Origin of the sequence: Vibrio taketomensis (genome assembly GCF_009938165.1) — a bacterium.
Taxonomy (GTDB): domain Bacteria; phylum Pseudomonadota; class Gammaproteobacteria; order Enterobacterales; family Vibrionaceae; genus Vibrio; species Vibrio taketomensis.
In genome coordinates this window covers 1,480,238-1,497,383 of sequence record NZ_AP019649.1, presented here as the reverse complement: position 1 = coordinate 1,497,383, position 17,146 = coordinate 1,480,238, and the positions used below count along the sequence as shown (strand labels likewise).

The 17,146-nt window shown below is 42.9% G+C and carries 16 protein-coding genes and 2 pseudogenes; 7 read left to right on the top strand and 11 right to left on the bottom strand.

The genetic code is table 11. From position 1 onward, the window contains the following. Window positions 1–9: 9 nt before the first annotated feature. The 4 genes from fdh3B to cobB all read left to right on the top strand — a co-directional run bounded on the left by fdh3B (window position 10) and on the right by cobB (window position 2,951). Window positions 10–618 (top strand): formate dehydrogenase FDH3 subunit beta, encoded by a 609-nt coding sequence (gene fdh3B / locus Vt282_RS06930; protein ID WP_162046364.1) that lies wholly within the window; start codon window positions 10–12, stop codon window positions 616–618. 14 nt (window positions 619–632) lie between these two features. After that, the gene (locus Vt282_RS06925) at window positions 633–1,682 is read left to right on the top strand and encodes a formate dehydrogenase subunit gamma (protein ID WP_162062954.1); all 1,050 of its coding nucleotides are present in this window, start codon (window positions 633–635) and stop codon (window positions 1,680–1,682) included. Beyond that, window positions 1,666–2,082, top strand: coding sequence for a hypothetical protein (locus Vt282_RS06920; RefSeq protein WP_162062953.1), 417 nt, complete (start codon window positions 1,666–1,668; stop codon window positions 2,080–2,082). The genes Vt282_RS06925 and Vt282_RS06920 overlap by 17 nt, the downstream gene beginning before the upstream one ends. A 137-nt stretch (window positions 2,083–2,219) precedes the next feature. Continuing rightward, window positions 2,220–2,951 (top strand): Sir2 family NAD+-dependent deacetylase, encoded by a 732-nt coding sequence (gene cobB / locus Vt282_RS06915; RefSeq protein WP_162062952.1) that lies wholly within the window; start codon window positions 2,220–2,222, stop codon window positions 2,949–2,951. A gap of 66 nt (window positions 2,952–3,017) precedes the next feature. Here the strand turns inward: cobB and Vt282_RS06910 are convergent. The 5 genes and pseudogenes from Vt282_RS06910 to potA all read right to left on the bottom strand — a co-directional run bounded on the left by Vt282_RS06910 (window position 3,018) and on the right by potA (window position 8,117). Continuing rightward, window positions 3,018–4,054, bottom strand: a pseudogene (locus Vt282_RS06910) (extracellular solute-binding protein). 181 nt (window positions 4,055–4,235) lie between these two features. Next, window positions 4,236–5,270, bottom strand: a complete 1,035-nt coding sequence (locus Vt282_RS06905) for an extracellular solute-binding protein (RefSeq protein ID WP_162046366.1) — start codon at window positions 5,268–5,270, stop codon at window positions 4,236–4,238. Window positions 5,271–5,375: 105 nt separating this feature from the next. Then, window positions 5,376–6,146: a spermidine/putrescine ABC transporter permease PotC gene (gene potC / locus Vt282_RS06900; RefSeq protein WP_162062950.1), complete on the bottom strand. Its 771-nt coding sequence runs from the start codon at window positions 6,144–6,146 to the stop codon at window positions 5,376–5,378. Continuing rightward, window positions 6,146–7,003, bottom strand: a complete 858-nt coding sequence (potB, locus tag Vt282_RS06895; RefSeq protein ID WP_174855835.1) for a spermidine/putrescine ABC transporter permease PotB — start codon at window positions 7,001–7,003, stop codon at window positions 6,146–6,148. Before potB ends, potC begins: the two co-directional genes overlap by 1 nt. Continuing rightward, entirely contained in the window at window positions 6,987–8,117 is a 1,131-nt protein-coding gene (potA, locus tag Vt282_RS06890) for a spermidine/putrescine ABC transporter ATP-binding protein PotA (protein ID WP_162063699.1), read from the bottom strand. Before potA ends, potB begins: the two co-directional genes overlap by 17 nt. A gap of 395 nt (window positions 8,118–8,512) precedes the next feature. On the opposite strand from potA, the gene Vt282_RS06885 reads away from it, so the two are divergent. From Vt282_RS06885 to Vt282_RS06875, 3 genes are read left to right on the top strand one after another with little or no spacing between them, the layout of a single operon-like run. Beyond that, entirely contained in the window at window positions 8,513–9,343 is an 831-nt protein-coding gene (locus tag Vt282_RS06885) for a DUF2189 domain-containing protein (RefSeq protein ID WP_162062948.1), read from the top strand. Beyond that, window positions 9,336–10,169 carry a glucosaminidase domain-containing protein gene (locus Vt282_RS06880; protein WP_162062947.1) on the top strand — a complete coding sequence of 278 codons (834 nt, stop codon included), beginning with the start codon at window positions 9,336–9,338 and terminating at the stop codon, window positions 10,167–10,169. The genes Vt282_RS06885 and Vt282_RS06880 overlap by 8 nt, the downstream gene beginning before the upstream one ends. Continuing rightward, complete coding sequence (locus Vt282_RS06875; protein WP_162062946.1) at window positions 10,166–10,825, top strand: DUF2987 domain-containing protein; 660 nt, start codon at window positions 10,166–10,168, stop codon at window positions 10,823–10,825. Before Vt282_RS06880 ends, Vt282_RS06875 begins: the two co-directional genes overlap by 4 nt. A gap of 73 nt (window positions 10,826–10,898) precedes the next feature. Here the strand turns inward: Vt282_RS06875 and ttcA are convergent, their stop codons facing one another. The 6 genes and pseudogenes from ttcA to Vt282_RS06845 form a co-directional block, all read right to left on the bottom strand. Then, on the bottom strand, window positions 10,899–11,831 hold the full coding sequence (gene ttcA, locus Vt282_RS06870) for a tRNA 2-thiocytidine(32) synthetase TtcA (protein WP_162046370.1): 933 nt from the start codon (window positions 11,829–11,831) through the stop codon (window positions 10,899–10,901). A gap of 178 nt (window positions 11,832–12,009) precedes the next feature. Continuing rightward, entirely contained in the window at window positions 12,010–12,957 is a 948-nt protein-coding gene (uspE, locus tag Vt282_RS06865; protein WP_162062945.1) for a universal stress protein UspE, read from the bottom strand. A gap of 146 nt (window positions 12,958–13,103) precedes the next feature. Continuing rightward, window positions 13,104–13,849 (bottom strand): annotated as a pseudogene (locus Vt282_RS06860) (FNR family transcription factor). A gap of 86 nt (window positions 13,850–13,935) precedes the next feature. Then, window positions 13,936–14,610, bottom strand: coding sequence for a sulfite exporter TauE/SafE family protein (locus tag Vt282_RS06855; RefSeq protein ID WP_162062944.1), 675 nt, complete (start codon window positions 14,608–14,610; stop codon window positions 13,936–13,938). Beyond that, complete coding sequence (ccoS, locus tag Vt282_RS06850) at window positions 14,607–14,768, bottom strand: cbb3-type cytochrome oxidase assembly protein CcoS (RefSeq protein ID WP_162046374.1); 162 nt, start codon at window positions 14,766–14,768, stop codon at window positions 14,607–14,609. Before ccoS ends, Vt282_RS06855 begins: the two co-directional genes overlap by 4 nt. Window positions 14,769–14,771: 3 nt before the next feature. Beyond that, window positions 14,772–17,144, bottom strand: a complete 2,373-nt coding sequence (locus tag Vt282_RS06845) for a heavy metal translocating P-type ATPase (protein WP_162062943.1) — start codon at window positions 17,142–17,144, stop codon at window positions 14,772–14,774. Between the last annotated feature and the right edge of the window lie 2 nt (window positions 17,145–17,146).

The following is a 17,146-nucleotide window of genomic DNA, read 5'->3' as shown; positions in this document are numbered from 1 at the left end:
AGTCTAAAAATGGCACGAATGAAATTCTTATGTGACACCAAACGCTGTATCGAATGTAACGGCTGTGTGACTGCATGTAAAAACGCAAACGACGACGCTTTGGAGTGGGGTATTCAACGCCGCCGCGTTGTGACTTTGAACGATGGTCAACCTGGTGAAAACTCAATCTCAGTGGCATGTATGCACTGTACTGACGCACCTTGTATGGCAGTTTGTCCTGCGGACTGTTTTGAACACACTGAAGACGGTATCGTTCTACACAATAAAGACCTATGTATTGGTTGTGGTTACTGTCTATTTGCGTGTCCGTTTGGCGCACCTCAGTTCCCTAAACAAGCTTCGTTTGGTGAGCGCGGAAAAATGGACAAATGTACGTTCTGTGCAGGTGGTCCAAATACCGTTCCAGGTTCAGTAGAAGAGCGTGAAAAATACGGTGCGAACCGTATTGCAGAAGGCAAACTACCGATGTGTGCTTCTCTATGTGCAACGAAAGCACTACTAGCGGGCGATGCAGAAAAAGTTTCTGACATTTTCCGTCAACGTGTGGTTCAACGTGGTGCTGAGAATGCAGGTTGGACAAACGGTGAAGATCTTTCTTACGACGCAACGAAAAGTTAAGTTGGGAGAGAGATATGAAACATCTGTTTAAACGTCTCTCTGTTGCGGTGCTGCCAATTTTGGCAGCACTTGCTGTGATTCTGACTATGCCAGTTAAGGCAGAGCAGAATGAAGCAGTGGCGCAGAAAGAAATGGCACAGCTTGCTGGTATGGAATTCTGGAAAGAAGTTCGTGCAGGCGAAGCTGGATTTACAACCTCTAAATCTCCTGAACATGGCGTATTGATCAGTACTCCTGGTGAGACTTGGTTTGTACTGAAAGAGAAATGGATGTCTCCAGCAGGTGCGATTGCGATTTTTGGTAGTATCGCAATGGTATTTATGGCTTACGTATTTGTTGGTCCATTGATGCTTAGCAAGCCACGCACAGGTAAGAAAATGAAACGTTGGTCACGTATGGACCGAGCTCTACACTGGAGTATGGCGTTTACTTTCTTAACATTGGCGTTTAGTGGCTTGATGCTAGTTTACGGCAAGCACTTCTTGAAACCTTACGTTCCATCGGAATTCTGGGGTTTTGTGATCATGCTGGCTAAGCAATACCACAACTACATGGGACCATTGTTCTTTGTTCTACTGATCCTTGTGTTCCTAAAATGGTGGCGCAAATCGATCCCTAACATGACTGACCTACGTTGGTTTATGAAAATGGGTGGCATGGTTGGTAAGCACAAAGGTACACACCCATCGGCAGGTTTCTCAAATGGTGGTGAGAAAGCCATTTACTGGTTGTTGATTTTCTTTGGTGCAATTGCAGCAGTTAGTGGACTAGTTTTAGACTTCCCAATCTTTGACCAAACTCGTCGTGATATGGAGATCTCGAACTTAGTTCATATGTTCTCTGCACTGATCCTTATCTGTGGCTTTATCTTCCACATCTATATCGGTCTATTCGGCATGGAAGGTGCGCTCGAGGGTATGGTGACTGGTGAAGTTGACGAAACGTGGGCGAAAGAACACCATGACCAATGGTATGCAGAAGTGAAATCACAACAAGCGATGGGCGAGGGTGAAGCAACAGAGACAGTAGCAAAAGGAGCAAAAGCTGATGAACAAACCTCATAATGGTATTTGGGTTACGTACATCCTAAGTTTTTTAACCCCTTTTACTTTCCTGATCTCAGGTGTTGTTGCCATAATCTACGCTGGTTATCGTTTAGATAAAGGCGAAGATGACGAAGTGGTTAACTCTCACTACTACGGTTTGATTCGTACATTCTTTTTGTACCTAACTTTCTTTGTTGTATTGATTGTGACAGTCGCAACGTCAAACGGTGTATTAGCGGGTATTGAACGCTACTGGTTCCACAATACGCTACTAGACAACGTCGCTTACGCGATCCCTGTGATTGGTGGTGTATTTGCTATTTTGGCAATTTTGGTTTGGTTTATGCGTATGTTCCAAGGCATGCAACAACTTAAAGCGAATCAACCGCACCGACCTTCAACAGGTCCTAACCTATAAAATACCAAAGGCCTCTTTAAGAGGCCTTTTTAGTATTTCAGTTCTATCATTTCGACTATGGTCTAAGCCCCTAAATCTATTGTTGTTATTGCTAAGGTGTTACACTTTAAATAAGCAACCAAAACAAGGACGGGCGTATGGATTTCCCTTATCGAAACATTGTCGTACTCACTGGCGCAGGTATTTCAGCGGAGTCTGGAATTCAAACCTTTCGAGCTCAGGATGGCTTATGGGAAAATCATCGAATTGAAGATGTTGCTACCCCAGAGGGATTTGCTCGCAACCCCAATTTAGTGCAAGAGTTTTACAATCAACGCCGCAGTAAGCTGCAAGATAGCGATATCCAACCCAATGCCGCTCATAAAGCGCTTGGCCGCTTAGAGCGTGAGTTAGAAGGCTCTGTCACCATTATCACCCAAAACATCGATAATCTTCATGAGCGTGGGGGCAGTGAGAACATTATTCACATGCATGGTGAATTACTTAAAGCACGTTGCAGCGAATCTAACCAAGTCATTGATCATAACGACGACATCGTTACTGGTGAGATGTGTCACTGCTGTCAAATCCCTTCCCAGATGCGTCCTCATATCGTTTGGTTTGGTGAGATGCCTTTGCGCATGGGCGATATCTATTCTGCCATCGAAAAAGCTGACTTATTTATCTCAATCGGTACATCTGGTGTCGTTTATCCAGCGGCAGGCTTTGTTCATGATGCTCGCATGCATGGTGCGCACACCATTGAAATTAATTTAGAACCAAGTGCTGTTGAAAGTGAATTTGAAGAGAAACGTTACGGAAAAGCGAGTATTGAAGTACCTAAGCTGGTCGATGAGCTATTGGCTACATCAGAGGTAAAGAGCTTCTAAAAATAATTTTGGTTGAGCACAAAACGAAAAAAGCGGCTATATGCCGCTTTTTCATTGGTTAACGGATTAGTCGTTAACTTTTAGCTTTTGAAGTACTCATCGTAAAGCACGCTTGCTTCACCAACTTCGTCTTGCCATTCGCCACTATCCATTACTGATTGTGGAGGGAAGATGTTTGGATCGTTCGCAAACTCTTTTGGTAGTAGCTCCAACGCAGTTTTCACTGGAGTAGGGTAACCAATCTCTAGGGCGATTTTAGCTGCGTTTTCAGGACGAAGTAGGAAGTCGATCATTTCGTGAGCCGCTTCTACGTTTTTTGCACCAGCAGGAATTGCTAGGCTATCCATCCAGAAGATAGCGCCTTTTTCAGGCCAGATAATGTCGATCTGAGCGCCTTCTTGGCGAGCCATGTATGCAGAACCGTTCCACAGCATACCAAGCGATACTTCGCCAGCAAGGTATGGGTTTGCAGGGAAGTCTGAGTTAAATACCAAAATATTTGGCATCAGTTTTTTCAGTTCTTCGTAAGCAGCTTTGATTTCGTCCGGGTTAGTGGTATTTGGTGAGTAACCAAGCTTAGTAAGCGCAATATGGAATACTTCGCGAGAATCATCCATTAGCATTAGCTGACCAGCCCATTTAGGATCCCAGAAGTCACTCCAATTCTTAACAGAATCTTTTGGCAGCATTTCTGAGTTAATACCAATACCCGTCGCACCCCAGATGTAAGGGATAGAGTAGTTGTTATTAGGGTCAAATGACTTGTTTAAATAGTTAGGATCTAGATCTGCAAAGTGTGACAGTTTTGACTTATCAATTTTTTGGAGCATGCCTTCTTTGCGCATCTTAGATACAAAGTAAGTAGACGGTACTACCAAATCGTAACCTGCACCTTGAGTTTTCAACTTAGCGTACATGCTCTCGTTAGATTCGTACGTTGAGTAGATTACTTTAATGCCGGTTTCTTTTGTAAAGTCTTCAAGAACCTCTGTTGGAATGTATTCCGACCAGTTGTAGAAATACAGCTCTTGATCAGCCGCCATCGCATTTGATGCGAATAGAGAGGCTGCGCAAAGCGCGCTTGCATAGATTTTACTTTTCATTATGTTTCCGTTTTATCTCACTGTTCAGCACATTATCAGTCCTGATAATATTCTCTGAGTCAGCATATAAAAGTATAAAATGTATATTGCTAGATTATGAATAAACTAGCAGCGAGCGATTATATCAGCCCGCAATAAAAAAAGGCAGCGAATGCTGCCTTTTTGAGTACTACTGTATCAATTATTGACCAGCTTTAAGCTTTAGGAAGTAATCTTCGTATTTCACAGTCAAATCACCAACAGAGTCTTGCCATTCAACGCGATCAAGATCTTCTTGAGATGGGAATAGTGGAGCCACATCTTTGAACTTGTCGTTTGACGCTTTAACTGCAGTTAGGTAACCAGTGTCGCTAGAAATTTGCTCTGCGATTTCAGGACGTAGTAGGAAGTCGATCATCTTGTGAGCCGCTTCTACGTTCTTCGCACCTGAAGAGATAGCAAAGTTATCTACCCAACCGATACCGCCTTCTTTAGGGAATACAAGTTTAAGTGGTAGACCTTCTTTTTGCGCAGCTGCAGCACTACCGTTCCAAAGCATACCAACGCCAACTTCACCAGACATGTATGGAGCACCTGGGTTGTCAGAGTTAAATACTAGAACGTTTGGCATTAGCTTTTGCAGTTCAGCGTAAGCTTCGTCGATTTGCTTAGGATCCGTAGAGTTACCAGAGTAACCCAGTTTGCGTAGTGCAATGTGGAATACTTCACGAGTATCGTCCATTAGCATTACTTGACCTTCAAGCTCAGGTTTCCATAGGTCTGCCCAGCTTTGGAAGTCATTTGGATCGTACATGTCAGTGTTTACCGCAAGACCAGTGATCGCAACTACGTGTGGAATAGAGTAGTCGTTGTTTGGATCAAATGGTTTGTCTAGGTAGTTCGGATCTAGATTCTTAAAGTTAGTAAGTTTTGACTTATCAATCTTCTGTAGCATGCCTTCATCACGCATTTTCGCTACGAAGTAAGTAGAAGGTACAACTAGATCGTAACCTTGGTTATGGGTTTTTAGCTTTGCATACAGAGTTTCGTTCGACTCGTAAGTAGAGTAGATAACTTTGATGCCGGTCTCTTCGGTAAATTGTTCTAGGATATTACTGTTAATGTAAGGACCCCAGTTCATAAATACCAATTCTTTGTTTTCGTCCGCTGCCACTGAACCAGAGAACAGAGAAAGCGCACATGCACTACCAGCTAATAGAGTAGCCCATTTTTTCATTGACGTTAGTCTCCAAACCAAACGTTGCTCAGAATACAACTATCTGAGCGATTTATAGAAAAACAGAATGGCGTTGCCATTCTGTTTCGTGAAAAGTCCGCGATTCTACTTCACTTTCTCTCTTGCAAGCAACTGAGAAGTTACTACCAGAGCTAAAGAAATAATCAACATGACTGTCGCTAGGGCATTCACCTCAGGAGAAATACCCACTTTAACCATTGAATAAATCTTCAAAGGTAAAATTTCGTATGTTGGACCAGTTACAAATGAACTGATGATTACGTCGTCAAGAGACAGCGTAAAGCTTAGCAACCAACCTGCTGCAACTGCTGGCTTCGCCAGTGGAAGAATGATCTGTTTTAGAATCACCCATTCGCTTGCACCAAGGTCTTTTGCCGCTTCCAACATTTTCACATCGAAACCGTTTAAACGGCTGTATACCGATACCACTACAAATGGTAGACAGAATGTAATGTGTGCTACCAAAAGAGTGAAGAAGCCAAGCTGTGCACCCATTACTAGGAATAGTGCCAGTAGTGAGATCGCCATTACGATATCTGGAGACATCATTACAACGAAAAGCATACCGTTTACTAGACCTTTACCCTTAAACGAGTAACGGAATAGGGCAACCGCTGTTAAGCTACCAATAAGTGTAGCAGCTGTCGCAGAGAACACCGCTACGTTTAGCGAGTGCCACGCTGCTTGCATTAGGCTGTCATTGTGAATCAGTGTTTCATACCATTTGGTGGTAAAGCCACCCCATTTCATACCAAAGCGGTTTTCGTTAAATGAGTTAACGATCAGTACAATGATAGGAAGGTATAGAAACGCATACACGAGCGCCATAAAGCTAAATCTAAATGAACGTCCCATTAGTCTAGCTCCACTTTCTTGTTCAATAGTTTACCTGCTCTGTAGTAAGCATACAGCATCACTGCCATCGCAAAGGTGAGGGCAATACTGGTTGCCGCACCAAATGGCCAGTCACGAGCGTTCAATACTTGGCTCTTAATTACGTTACCAATCAATAGGTTCTTCGCACCGCCTAGAAGGTCAGAGATATAGAACATACCTAGTGCAGGAAGTAGAACCAGCAGACAGCCACCGATAATGCCAGGCATCGTTAGTGGCAGAATAACTTTAGTGAACGTTTGGAACTTGTTTGCACCAAGGTCTTTTGCCGCTTCAATGTAGGTACCGTCTAGCTTTTCAATCGCGCTATAAAGCGGAAGGATCATGAAAGGCAGTAGAATGTATACCAAACCAATCATAACCGCTGTCTCGGTGTACATAAGACGCAGTGGCTTGTCGATAATATCTAGAGCGAGTAAGCCTTTATTCAAAATACCTTGCGTACCAAGTACGATTTTTAGGCCGTAAGTACGAATTAGTGAGTTAGTCCAAAATGGAACAATCACTAAAAACAGCATGAACGGACGCCATTTTTCAGGCATTTTCGCCACGATGTAAGCAAACGGGTAACCGATGATTAAACATAGAACCGTTGCCACAATCGCCATGTAGAACGAGTGCGCGACAACTTTTGCATACAAAGGATCCATCAAACGAAGGTAGTTATCGAACGTAAATGTCATTTCGATAAGGTTTGCTTCGTCACGAGTCAGAAAGCTAGTACCGATGATCATTAGGTTAGGCACTAACACAAATAGTGTCAGCCAGCCTACGATCATAGCGATGATTGCATTCTGAAGACTAAGCTTCTTGCTCATCATTTAGTACAACCTCCCAGCTTTCAACCCAAGTAATAGCCACCTTTTGGCCTAAAGAGTGGTCCACATCTGGATCATCTTCGTTAAAGAACTCACTTACCATTACACGCATACCTGATTCCAATTCAATCACTGAATCAAGCGTCATGCCTTTGTAAGTACGTTCAACTACGTATCCAACGATGCCACGTTGGTCAGACTCTTTGATTTCTTCGATACGTAAGTCTTCTGGGCGAAGTAGTACTTGTAGTTTGTCGCCAGGTTGAGCTTCGTCTTCGTAGTAAACCACAGATTCAACACCTTCAATGGATGCGCGAATACGTTTTTCATCCAAACGCTCTAGCATAGTTGTGTTGAATACGTTGATTTCACCGATAAAGCGAGCAACAAATAGGTTTTTCGGTTCTTCATAGATTTCACGAGGAGAGCCATCTTGCTCGATCACACCTTCGCGCATAACGATGATGCGGTCAGACATAGATAGGGCTTCTTCTTGGTCGTGAGTAACGAAGATAAAGGTGATGCCTAGTTGACGTTGAAGTTGTTTCAACTCAATTTGCATTTGCTTACGTAGTTTGTAATCAAGTGCAGACAGTGATTCGTCAAGAAGCAGTACTTTAGGCTTGTTCACAACAGCGCGAGCGATCGCGATACGTTGCTGCTGGCCACCAGATAGTTGATGAGGTTTACGCTGTGCCATTTTTTCAAGGCGAACCATGCGTAACGCTTCCATCACGCGAGGTTCAATTTCCGCTTCTGCAACTTTCTGCATGCGCAAACCAAACGCCACGTTGTCAAATACGGTCATGTGCGGGAATAGGGCGTAACTCTGGAATACAGTGTTGACATGCCTTTGCTCAGCAGGGACCTCAGTTACGTTTTGACCGTCAAGGATAATGCTACCATTATCTGCGGTTTCAAAACCTGCAATCATCCTAAGAACGGTGGTTTTACCACAACCTGATGGACCTAGAATTGTTAAAAATTCACCGTGGTTAACATCAAGGTTAAGATTACCGATGATTTCCTTGTCATCGAAACTCTTACTAATCCCAGTTAGACGGATAACTGGTTGCTCTGCTGTGTGTTTGTTCAACGTCTGTTTTTCTCCCACATTGGTCATTAATCGTCAATGACCCGTAGTTTTACAAATAGAGGCGCGCATCATAATCACCAATAGTGTGAATTCAAAGCATTTTCTTTCTTTAACATATAAAAATTTTGTATGTAAATCTAAACATTATTTACCATACTGTTTTTACTGACACTTACAAGTTTCTATACAAAGAAAAAAAAACGCCCTATATTTCGCTAAAGGCTTCTGTGTTGGTTAATTATCAGTCAAACAAACCAGAAAGCAAGAGGCAAATGTAGAATCCAAGTGTGTGTAGAGCGGGTTTTTGTATAATGGGAATTATCGAAATTATTACTACAGCCTTAGGATTGCAACTCAGCCTACAAACGCGTATTGATAGCTGTAAGAAAAGGTCAATTTAGCCGGAATTTATAATGAGCAATGATATAGAAAAAGAAGTTAACTTAGGGGGCACGGTCGACCGAGCCCTTTCTGGTAACTATGACTTGAAAGTTGGAGAGGTACTAAAAGAGGCCTGGACTCAAACCGTTAAGAACTTCCTTTCTTTTACGCCTGCGATCATCACTCTCATATTCATTCAAATCGCAGTTTTTTTCATTGCACTAAAACTGCAATTGGGCGACCCATCTGTCGTTCTTACTCTATTTGAAGCAACAGACAACCCAGATGTGAATGCTCTACAGTCTATCGTACAGGCAATTTATGTCGCTAATCTGAGTTACGAAGTCATTAGTGCGCCTTTATATGCAGGTATCTGTTTAATGGCAATGAGTCACGCTGCTGGCTTAGGCACTAAATCTCGCCATATGTTGAAAGGCTTACAATTTACAGTACCAATTATCATCGCAACTTTAGCCGTAGTGATACTGCAGTACTTGATTCAAACACTGTTGCCAGGGTTTATTGTTCCTTATCTATCTATGTACATGATGGTCGCGTTTAGTAACTCACTTCTGCTTATCTGTGAGAAACAAGTGCCGCCAATGCAGTCGTTGTTACTGTCACTTAGAGCTGTAAACAAAAAGCTGTTCGTATTATCAGGGATCTATCTGTTCGTTTTATTGATGTTCTTTGCTGGTATGATGTTCTACGGATTAGGTTTGATTTTTGTCCTGCCATTCTTCTTCCACGTAAAAGGTATTGTTTACCGCAACATGTTCGGTATTAAGTTAAAAATTGTTGCATCAGCGAGCTCGCATGATAACGATGATGACAACAATAACTCTCAGGTGTTTAATGCATAAGATCACTCGTTTTACTACCGCGGCTGTAACAGCTGCGGTTGCTGTATTTGGTTGGTACCGCTATGAATTTGAACCTAAAATTGAAGAGCAAACATCGACTAACCAAGTGACCTTTATCGGGCAAGCAATAGGTGCAGCCCCAGATTTTGCAAACATGTCCGATGTGACGACTAAGAAACAAGCTTTCTTTGATTACTTGCGCCCGGGAATCCACCTTGAAAATCAACGCGTACAGAAAGAACGTGCAAGGCTGGAACGAATCGACGCTAATTATGCCGCGGGTAATGTTTCATCAGAGGATATTGCATACGCCAAACGCTTGGGCCAACTTTACAATGTAGAGTTAACGACTGAAGGTATTACAGAAGCGTGGCTAGATAAGATGTTACATCGAGTCAACGTGTTACCTGAAGCTTTGGTAATGACACAAGCTGCAAACGAGTCAGCGTGGGGTACGTCGCGATTCGCCACTCAAGCAAACAACTTTTTTGGTCAGTGGTGTTATACCCAAGGATGTGGTTTGGTTCCGTTACAACGTAGCGAAGGGGCTGCCCATGAAGTTGCCAAGTTTTCTTCTGTACAAGAGTCAATCCATCGCTATTTTATGAATGTTAACCGTAACAAAGCGTACTTTGACTTGCGTGAAATCCGTTTTGACCGTGCTAACGCGGGTAAAAACCTGATTGATACCAATGCAGCTATCGCGCTAACCAATGGATTGTTAAAATATTCTGAGCGTGGTGAGGCATATGTCAAGGACTTGCAAACAATGATCGAGCATAATGATAAATTCTGGACGAATTATAACGATCAAAGCATTCAATGAAGAAAGTAACGCTCTCTCTATTATCAGCAGCGCTTTTAAGCGCTGTTTCTTTATCAAGCCAAGCGCAAGAATACATGTTCACCTACTCAAAGCTGTTTACACATATGAAGCAGAACGCGAGTGAAGGGCATGACGATGTCAAAGTCGGTTTTTTCTTTACCAATGCTGATACAAATAAACTCTGTGAGATAGAAAAGGCATGGATGGAAAAAGAAGAGCACTATGAAGAGCTTGAAATCTCACCATATCAAGAAGTTCTCGTGCCTCTGGATAATAATTTGCGCTCAGCCAATCCATTAGTGTTTGTGGATACGCCACAAGATCAACGCTGTGATTTTTCTATGGTTGTCATGACCAAGCAACCAATGTCGGGTCAAGTAAGCTATCAACAAATTGAAAATCTGTTGCCCCAGATGCAATCTATTCTTGAAGAACTTGGCGGTATATTTGCAAGCTGGTTTACTCCTGATGTTGAAGGCGTAACGTTAGAGTTTGCCAATGCGCTCAACTCTCAAATTCACTTTTCAAATGGAACAGTGAAACCTATCGTTGATGGTAAAGTGCAAATTGCATTGAGTGAAATCGGCGAAAGTGGTTACGTTACTCTTCCTGAGCCAACGGCGAGGATCTTACCTTATTTGCCAAATGCTAAATAACAGATATCAAAAAGGTCGCTACTGCGACCTTTTATCATTTCGTTTGCTTAAATCATTAGACAATCAAATTACATTATAGGTTTGTTACATCAAGCTTTAAGCTTGGGTCAAACTCTTGCACGATATCTTCATCAACAAAGTTTTGTGCAGGGATCTCTTCTTTATCAAAACCGATGTCACCACCGTTGATCACACCTGAATCACGGTTGATCGATTTGAAATCAAACAGTTCAAAGTCAGCAAGGTGACTTGGCACTACATTTTGCATCGCGCGGAACATGCTTTCAATTCGGCCAGGGAAGCGTTTATCCCAATCGTTTAGCATCTGTTTGATTGCTTGACGTTGTAGATTTGGCTGAGAACCGCAAAGGTTACATGGGATAATTGGATATTCACGCATATCCGCATATTTGATGATGTCTTTCTCACGGCAGTACGCTAACGGGCGAATAACCACGTGCTCGCCATTGTCAGAAACCAGCTTAGGTGGCATACCTTTCATCTTGCCGCCATGGAACATGTTCAAGAACAAGGTTTCAAGAATGTCATCACGATGGTGACCTAGCGCAATCTTAGTCGCACCAAGTTCTTTCGCGGTACGGTACAAAATACCACGACGCAGACGCGAACATAATGAACACGTTGTTTTACCTTCAGGGATCTTATCTTGAACGATAGAGTATGTGTCTTCTTCTACAATCTTGTACTCAACACCAATTGACTCGAGATACTCAGGCAGAATGTGACCTGGGAAACCTGGTTGTTTTTGGTCAAGGTTAACTGCAACTAGTGAAAATGAGATAGGCGCGCTCTTTTGCAGGCTCATCAAAATATCCAACATAGTAAAGCTGTCTTTACCGCCAGACAAACACACCATAATACGGTCACCATCTTCAATCATGTTGAAGTCTTGGATTGCTTGACCAGTGTTGCGACGAATACGCTTTTGTAGTTTGTTGAAATTATATTGTTGAGCTTTAGTTAGCTCTTGAGTTTGCTCGGTCATTAGTTCGCAGTCTTATCTGTAATCTTAAACACATTCATACTCAGGTAAGCGTGAAAAGAGGCTTAAGAAAGTATGAAGGGCGTATAATACGGATAAATTCTAGAGATGCCAGTGGTTTTGCGGTAGGAACAAAAAAATCCCCTTCAATGAAGGGGATTGGTACGATTAAATATATTGTTTAGATAGCCGTTTGAGGATCCAATGGACTGATGTATCCATCCGGTTTGAGCGCCAGAATATCACAGTTGATTTTATCAATCACATGCTCTGCGGTGTTACCGATAAATACGGCTGATAAACCAGTTCTGCCGGTAGTACCGATAATCACCATTGCTGCATTCAGTTTATTGGCTGCTTCGGGAATAATATCTTCAGGTAAACCTTGTTCAACGATGGTTTGTTCTTCATCGTAACCATGTTTTTGACGCAGTGCTTTCATCGCTGTTAAGTGATGACCACGAACTGCATCTGTGTATGTCGTTGGATCAAACTCTGGTAATTCGATGGTGATGTTTGCAGGCGTAACAGGGTAAGCGTTCACCAAATATGGCTTAGCGTCTAATCGCTCTGACAAACTGTTTAGCTGGTCAACCATTGAATCGTTGAGACTTTGGTGCGTCTCATTTTCTGAACCCACATGGACTGAGGCAAGAATACTGGCGTTTTCAGGCCAATCTGCATTTTTAACCAACAGTACAGGAGCAGGGCATTTTCGCAGTAAGTGCCAATCGGTAGGAGTGAAAATCACCGATTCTAAAATGTCATGCTTACGCGTGCCTTTGATTACAATATCGTGTCCGCCAGAAAACACCTCGGCGATAATTGCTTCGTAAGGGCGATTATGCCAAACGACAACGACATTAAAATCGACTGAATCATTGATATACGGTTCTGATACCGTATTCATCCACTGTTCTCTTTGATGAATGACGCCTCGGCGCATAGCATTTCGCTCGTCAACTGAGAGCATAGATGTCATGTCATAAGAAAAGTCGTAGATGGATAGAAAGAAAGTAATTTGGCTTCGAGAGCGACTCTTTGCCGCTAGCTGCATCGCGCGCGCTAGAGCAGGTTGTTCATCGCTATTGATATTAGCTACTACTAGGATGTTATTATAGATACTCATCGTAACTCCTCCATGAAGTGGCGACTTATTAGTAAGTCTTTAAGCCGACATGATCACTTTAGCGCAGTTCGAAAGAATATTTTAGTAAAATACTGAAAGAAAGAAATTATGATGTAGCTCATTGTGAAGCTACATCATTGAAGTTGTTAGGATTCTGTAGAGACGCCAGCTAATTGCATCAACGCATCGTGATCGATGATCGTGATGTATTTACCTTTACACTAAGAATTTCAGACTTTTGAAAACGTCCTAGCAGGCGACTGATTGTTTCAACGGTCAGACCCAAATAGTTGCCGATGTCACCACGTGTCATGGTTAGACGGAATTCTCGCGGGCTAAATCCACGTTGTGAAAAACGAGTTGAAAGGTTGTATAAAAATGCAGCGAGACGTTCTTCGGCATTCTTTTTAGATAACAACAAGATCATCTCTTGGTCGCCTTTGATTTCACTACTCATCAAACGCATGATTTGCTGACGTAGTTTAGGCATTTTACCTGATAGGTCATCCAAGATTTCGTATGGAATTTCACAAACCATTGATGTCTCAAGCGCTTGAGCGAAACTAGGATGACTGTCATCAGTAATTGCATCAAAACCCACCAAGTCTCCAGCAAGGTGGAATGCAGTTATCTGCTCATCACCTTGTTCAGTAATGGTGTAGCTTTTGATCGTGCCGGAACGAATTGCATACAGAGATTTCAATTCATCACCAGCTTTAAATAGCTCTTGGCCTTTTTGAATTGGCTTTTTGCGTTCAATGATTTGGTCAAGTTGATCAAGTTCAGATTCATTTAGAGTAAATGGAATACAAAGCTGACTGATGCTGCAATCTTGACAATGTATCGCACAACCACCCGACTGAATGCGTTTTGCAGGCTTTTCAGAAATCATAACAACCTTTCACTATTTGATATACATCAATATTTTACCACCCTTGAAATATAAAGGTAGTGAAAAAGGTGCGTAGAAACAGTTATCTATCTTTGAATCAGTAACAAATTGACTGCACCATAGGCTGTAAATAGGCCATAACCTAAGATCAATACTGCCGCTGAGTTTCTGAAAATGACAGATTGTTGCAAGTTGTGAAAATATCGAGAGCCATATCCGACAGCAATCATCGCTGGAACGGTGCCTAATCCGAAACTCGCCATTATTAAAGCTCCATTCACGCTACTTCCCGAGACAACAGCCCATGTGAGAGTAGAGTAGACAAGGCCACATGGCAGCCAACCCCATATAAATCCAAATGGTATGGCATGACTAGGATGTTTAAGAGGCAACAGCTTTTTTCCTGCAGGAGAGATGAGTTTCCAAAGGGATTGTCCCATTTTTTCAATCACTAAGAGACCATTCCACCAACGTCCTATGTAACAGGCTAATAACACCATAAACAACGCTGCAACCAGCCTCAGCCAAGCAAAACTTTGATTCAAATTTGCGACGTCTGCAACAGTTGAAACCGCGCCACCAATTACACCACCAAGCAGCGCGTAGCTGAAAATGCGTCCAAAATTATAATAAAGAGGGACAAGTGGGGATGATTTGTCTTGGCCTATGGACAAAAGAGACGCTATCCCGCCACACATACCCACACAGTGGCCTGCGCCGATTAAGCCAACAACGAAGGCAGCAACGACATCACCGTTCATTTTCTATTTCGATCCTGTTCATCTTCATCAAAGAGAATGTTGTGACCTTGACGTTCTAAATCTTCAAATTGTTCGCTTTTTACTGCCCACAAAAAGATCGCAACCGCAATCGCGACTAATACTATCGCAATCGGTATCAATATATAGAGGCTTTCCATGACTTACTTTCCTTGAGTCTTTAACAGCCGCAGTGAATTCGAGACCACGATAATTGAACTGGCTGACATTCCAACGACGGCAAAATAGGGCGCGACAAGACCAGCGACTGCCAAAGGTAGTATTAACAGATTGTATCCCAAAGACCAAGCTAGGTTTTCAGCAATGATACGTCTAGTTTTTAGTGCTAACTCACGGGCTTTCAGAATACGATCTAAGTTATCGCCGAGTAGAACCATATCCGCCGAGGCTTTAGCTACATCGGTACCGCCACCCATCGCTATTGATAAATGGGCGCCGGCAAGCGTTGGCGCATCATTAATACCATCGCCAATCATCATAGTAATATCGTCGGCCGCACAGTTGTTTAAATAATCCAGCTTATCTTTTGGTTTTGCATCGGCAACGATATCGTCAATACCAATTTGTTTGGCAACCAACTGAGCATTTTTAATCGAATCACCAGTAAGCAATGTCACGCGAATACCAGCCGCTTTAAATTGTTCTATTAAAGTTTGTGATTCTTTGCGCACGGGATCGTGATAAACAAACGTCGCGATGTGTATGTTGTCTAACGACAAATAAATCGAATTGGCCTCGGTGGCATTATTGTTATCTAAGACAAAATCTGCGTTACCAATCCTTATCTCTTTTCCTTGGTAGATAGCACGAACACCTGAACCGATGACATTTTCAATCGAGTGCAGTTTTACATCAGTATCAAAGTAGGGCCGGAAAGCTTTGGCTAGAGGATGATTTGCGTGAGCCTCAAGTGCTGCGGCCAGTGCCAACGCTTCGTTTTCCGCCATATCACCCAGCACATTCACGTGGCTAATTTCAATTTCGCCACGAGTAAGCGTCCCTGTCTTATCTACGATCAAGTGGTTAACTTTACACAAGGTTTCAAACACATGACTTTTGCGCAATAGAATGCCAAAATTTCCCATACGAGATGTTGCACAGGTTAATGCTGTCGGGGTGGCAAGGGATAGTGCGCAAGGACAAGTCGCGACTAACACTGCCAACATAATCCAAAACGCATCATCTGGTTGATGCTGTTGCCAATAAAACCATGTGCCGGCTGCGATAATAAGGATAGCTGCAACAAAATAGCGAGCGACGATATCCGCGATTTCCGCAATCTTAGGCTTAGATAATTGTGCTTCATCCTGTAATCTAACGATGTGAGAAATCATTGATTCTGCTTTACTAGCTTGTACCTCAAGCACAAATGCTTCTTCACCGTTAAGAGTTCCAGCAAACACCGGCTCGCCAACTGTTTTAACTACCGGTACAGATTCACCTGTGAGCATAGACTCATCAATATGCACTCTACCTTGGGCGATTTTTCCGTCAGCGGGAACATGCTCTCCGGGTAACACTCGAACTTTATCGCCGATGACTAATGATTTAACCGGTACCTGATCACCTTCAAGCGTTGTCGCCATCGCCGGAATTAATTTAAGTAGGTTACCGCTCGCGGCGGCGGCTTTGCGGCGAGCACGCATTTCTAAGAATCGTCCGACGAGTAAGAAAAATGCGAACATCGAGATTGATTCAAAAAACACTTCACCTTGTTCTGTTATCGTTGCGATAACGCTGGCGACATAAGCAAAAATCATAGCGACTGAAACAGGGACGTCCATCCCCAACGTTCTTCCTCGCAGACTTCGCCACGCATTAATATAGAAAGGCAGAGCAGAGTACAACATGACTGGTGTAGCAAAAATCAAGCTGACCCATCGGAAGTAGTTACGAAACTCGGTATCAAGGTCACCAAATACTTCAAGGTAAAGCGCGACAGCCAGCATCATAACTTGCATAGTCGCAAGACCAGCTATACCTAATCGATAGAGATATTGCTTCATTGCTCGATGGTAAGCCTCTTCTTGCGTGTCAGCTTCAAATGGTGCGGCTTTATACCCTAAGCGGTGAACTGTTGTGAGTAATTCGCTGAGTCTCGTTTTGGTGTTATCCCATGCAAGCAGAGCTCGATTTGTCGTGGTATTGACACGGATCGTAACCACTCCGTCACAGTGCAGTAGTTGTTTTTCAATTAACCACGCACAAGCTGCACATGAGATTCCGTCGAGTGACAATGTCACTTCAGAAAGATTTTCGTTACTACGTACAAACTCTCTTTGTACTTCTTGGTTATCGTAATGCAGCAGTGCCTGTAACTGTTCTGGCACCAAGTCGGATTTTTCTGCTGTTGCGGTACGATATTGGTAATAAGAAACTAATCCGCTATCGACAATTGTTTGCGCGACGGTTTCACAGCCCGGGCAACACATGTCGCGAATCTGCCCTAAGATTTCTACTTTGTAGTCCGTGTTGACTGGTACATCTTCACCGCAGTGATAACACGATTTACTCATAG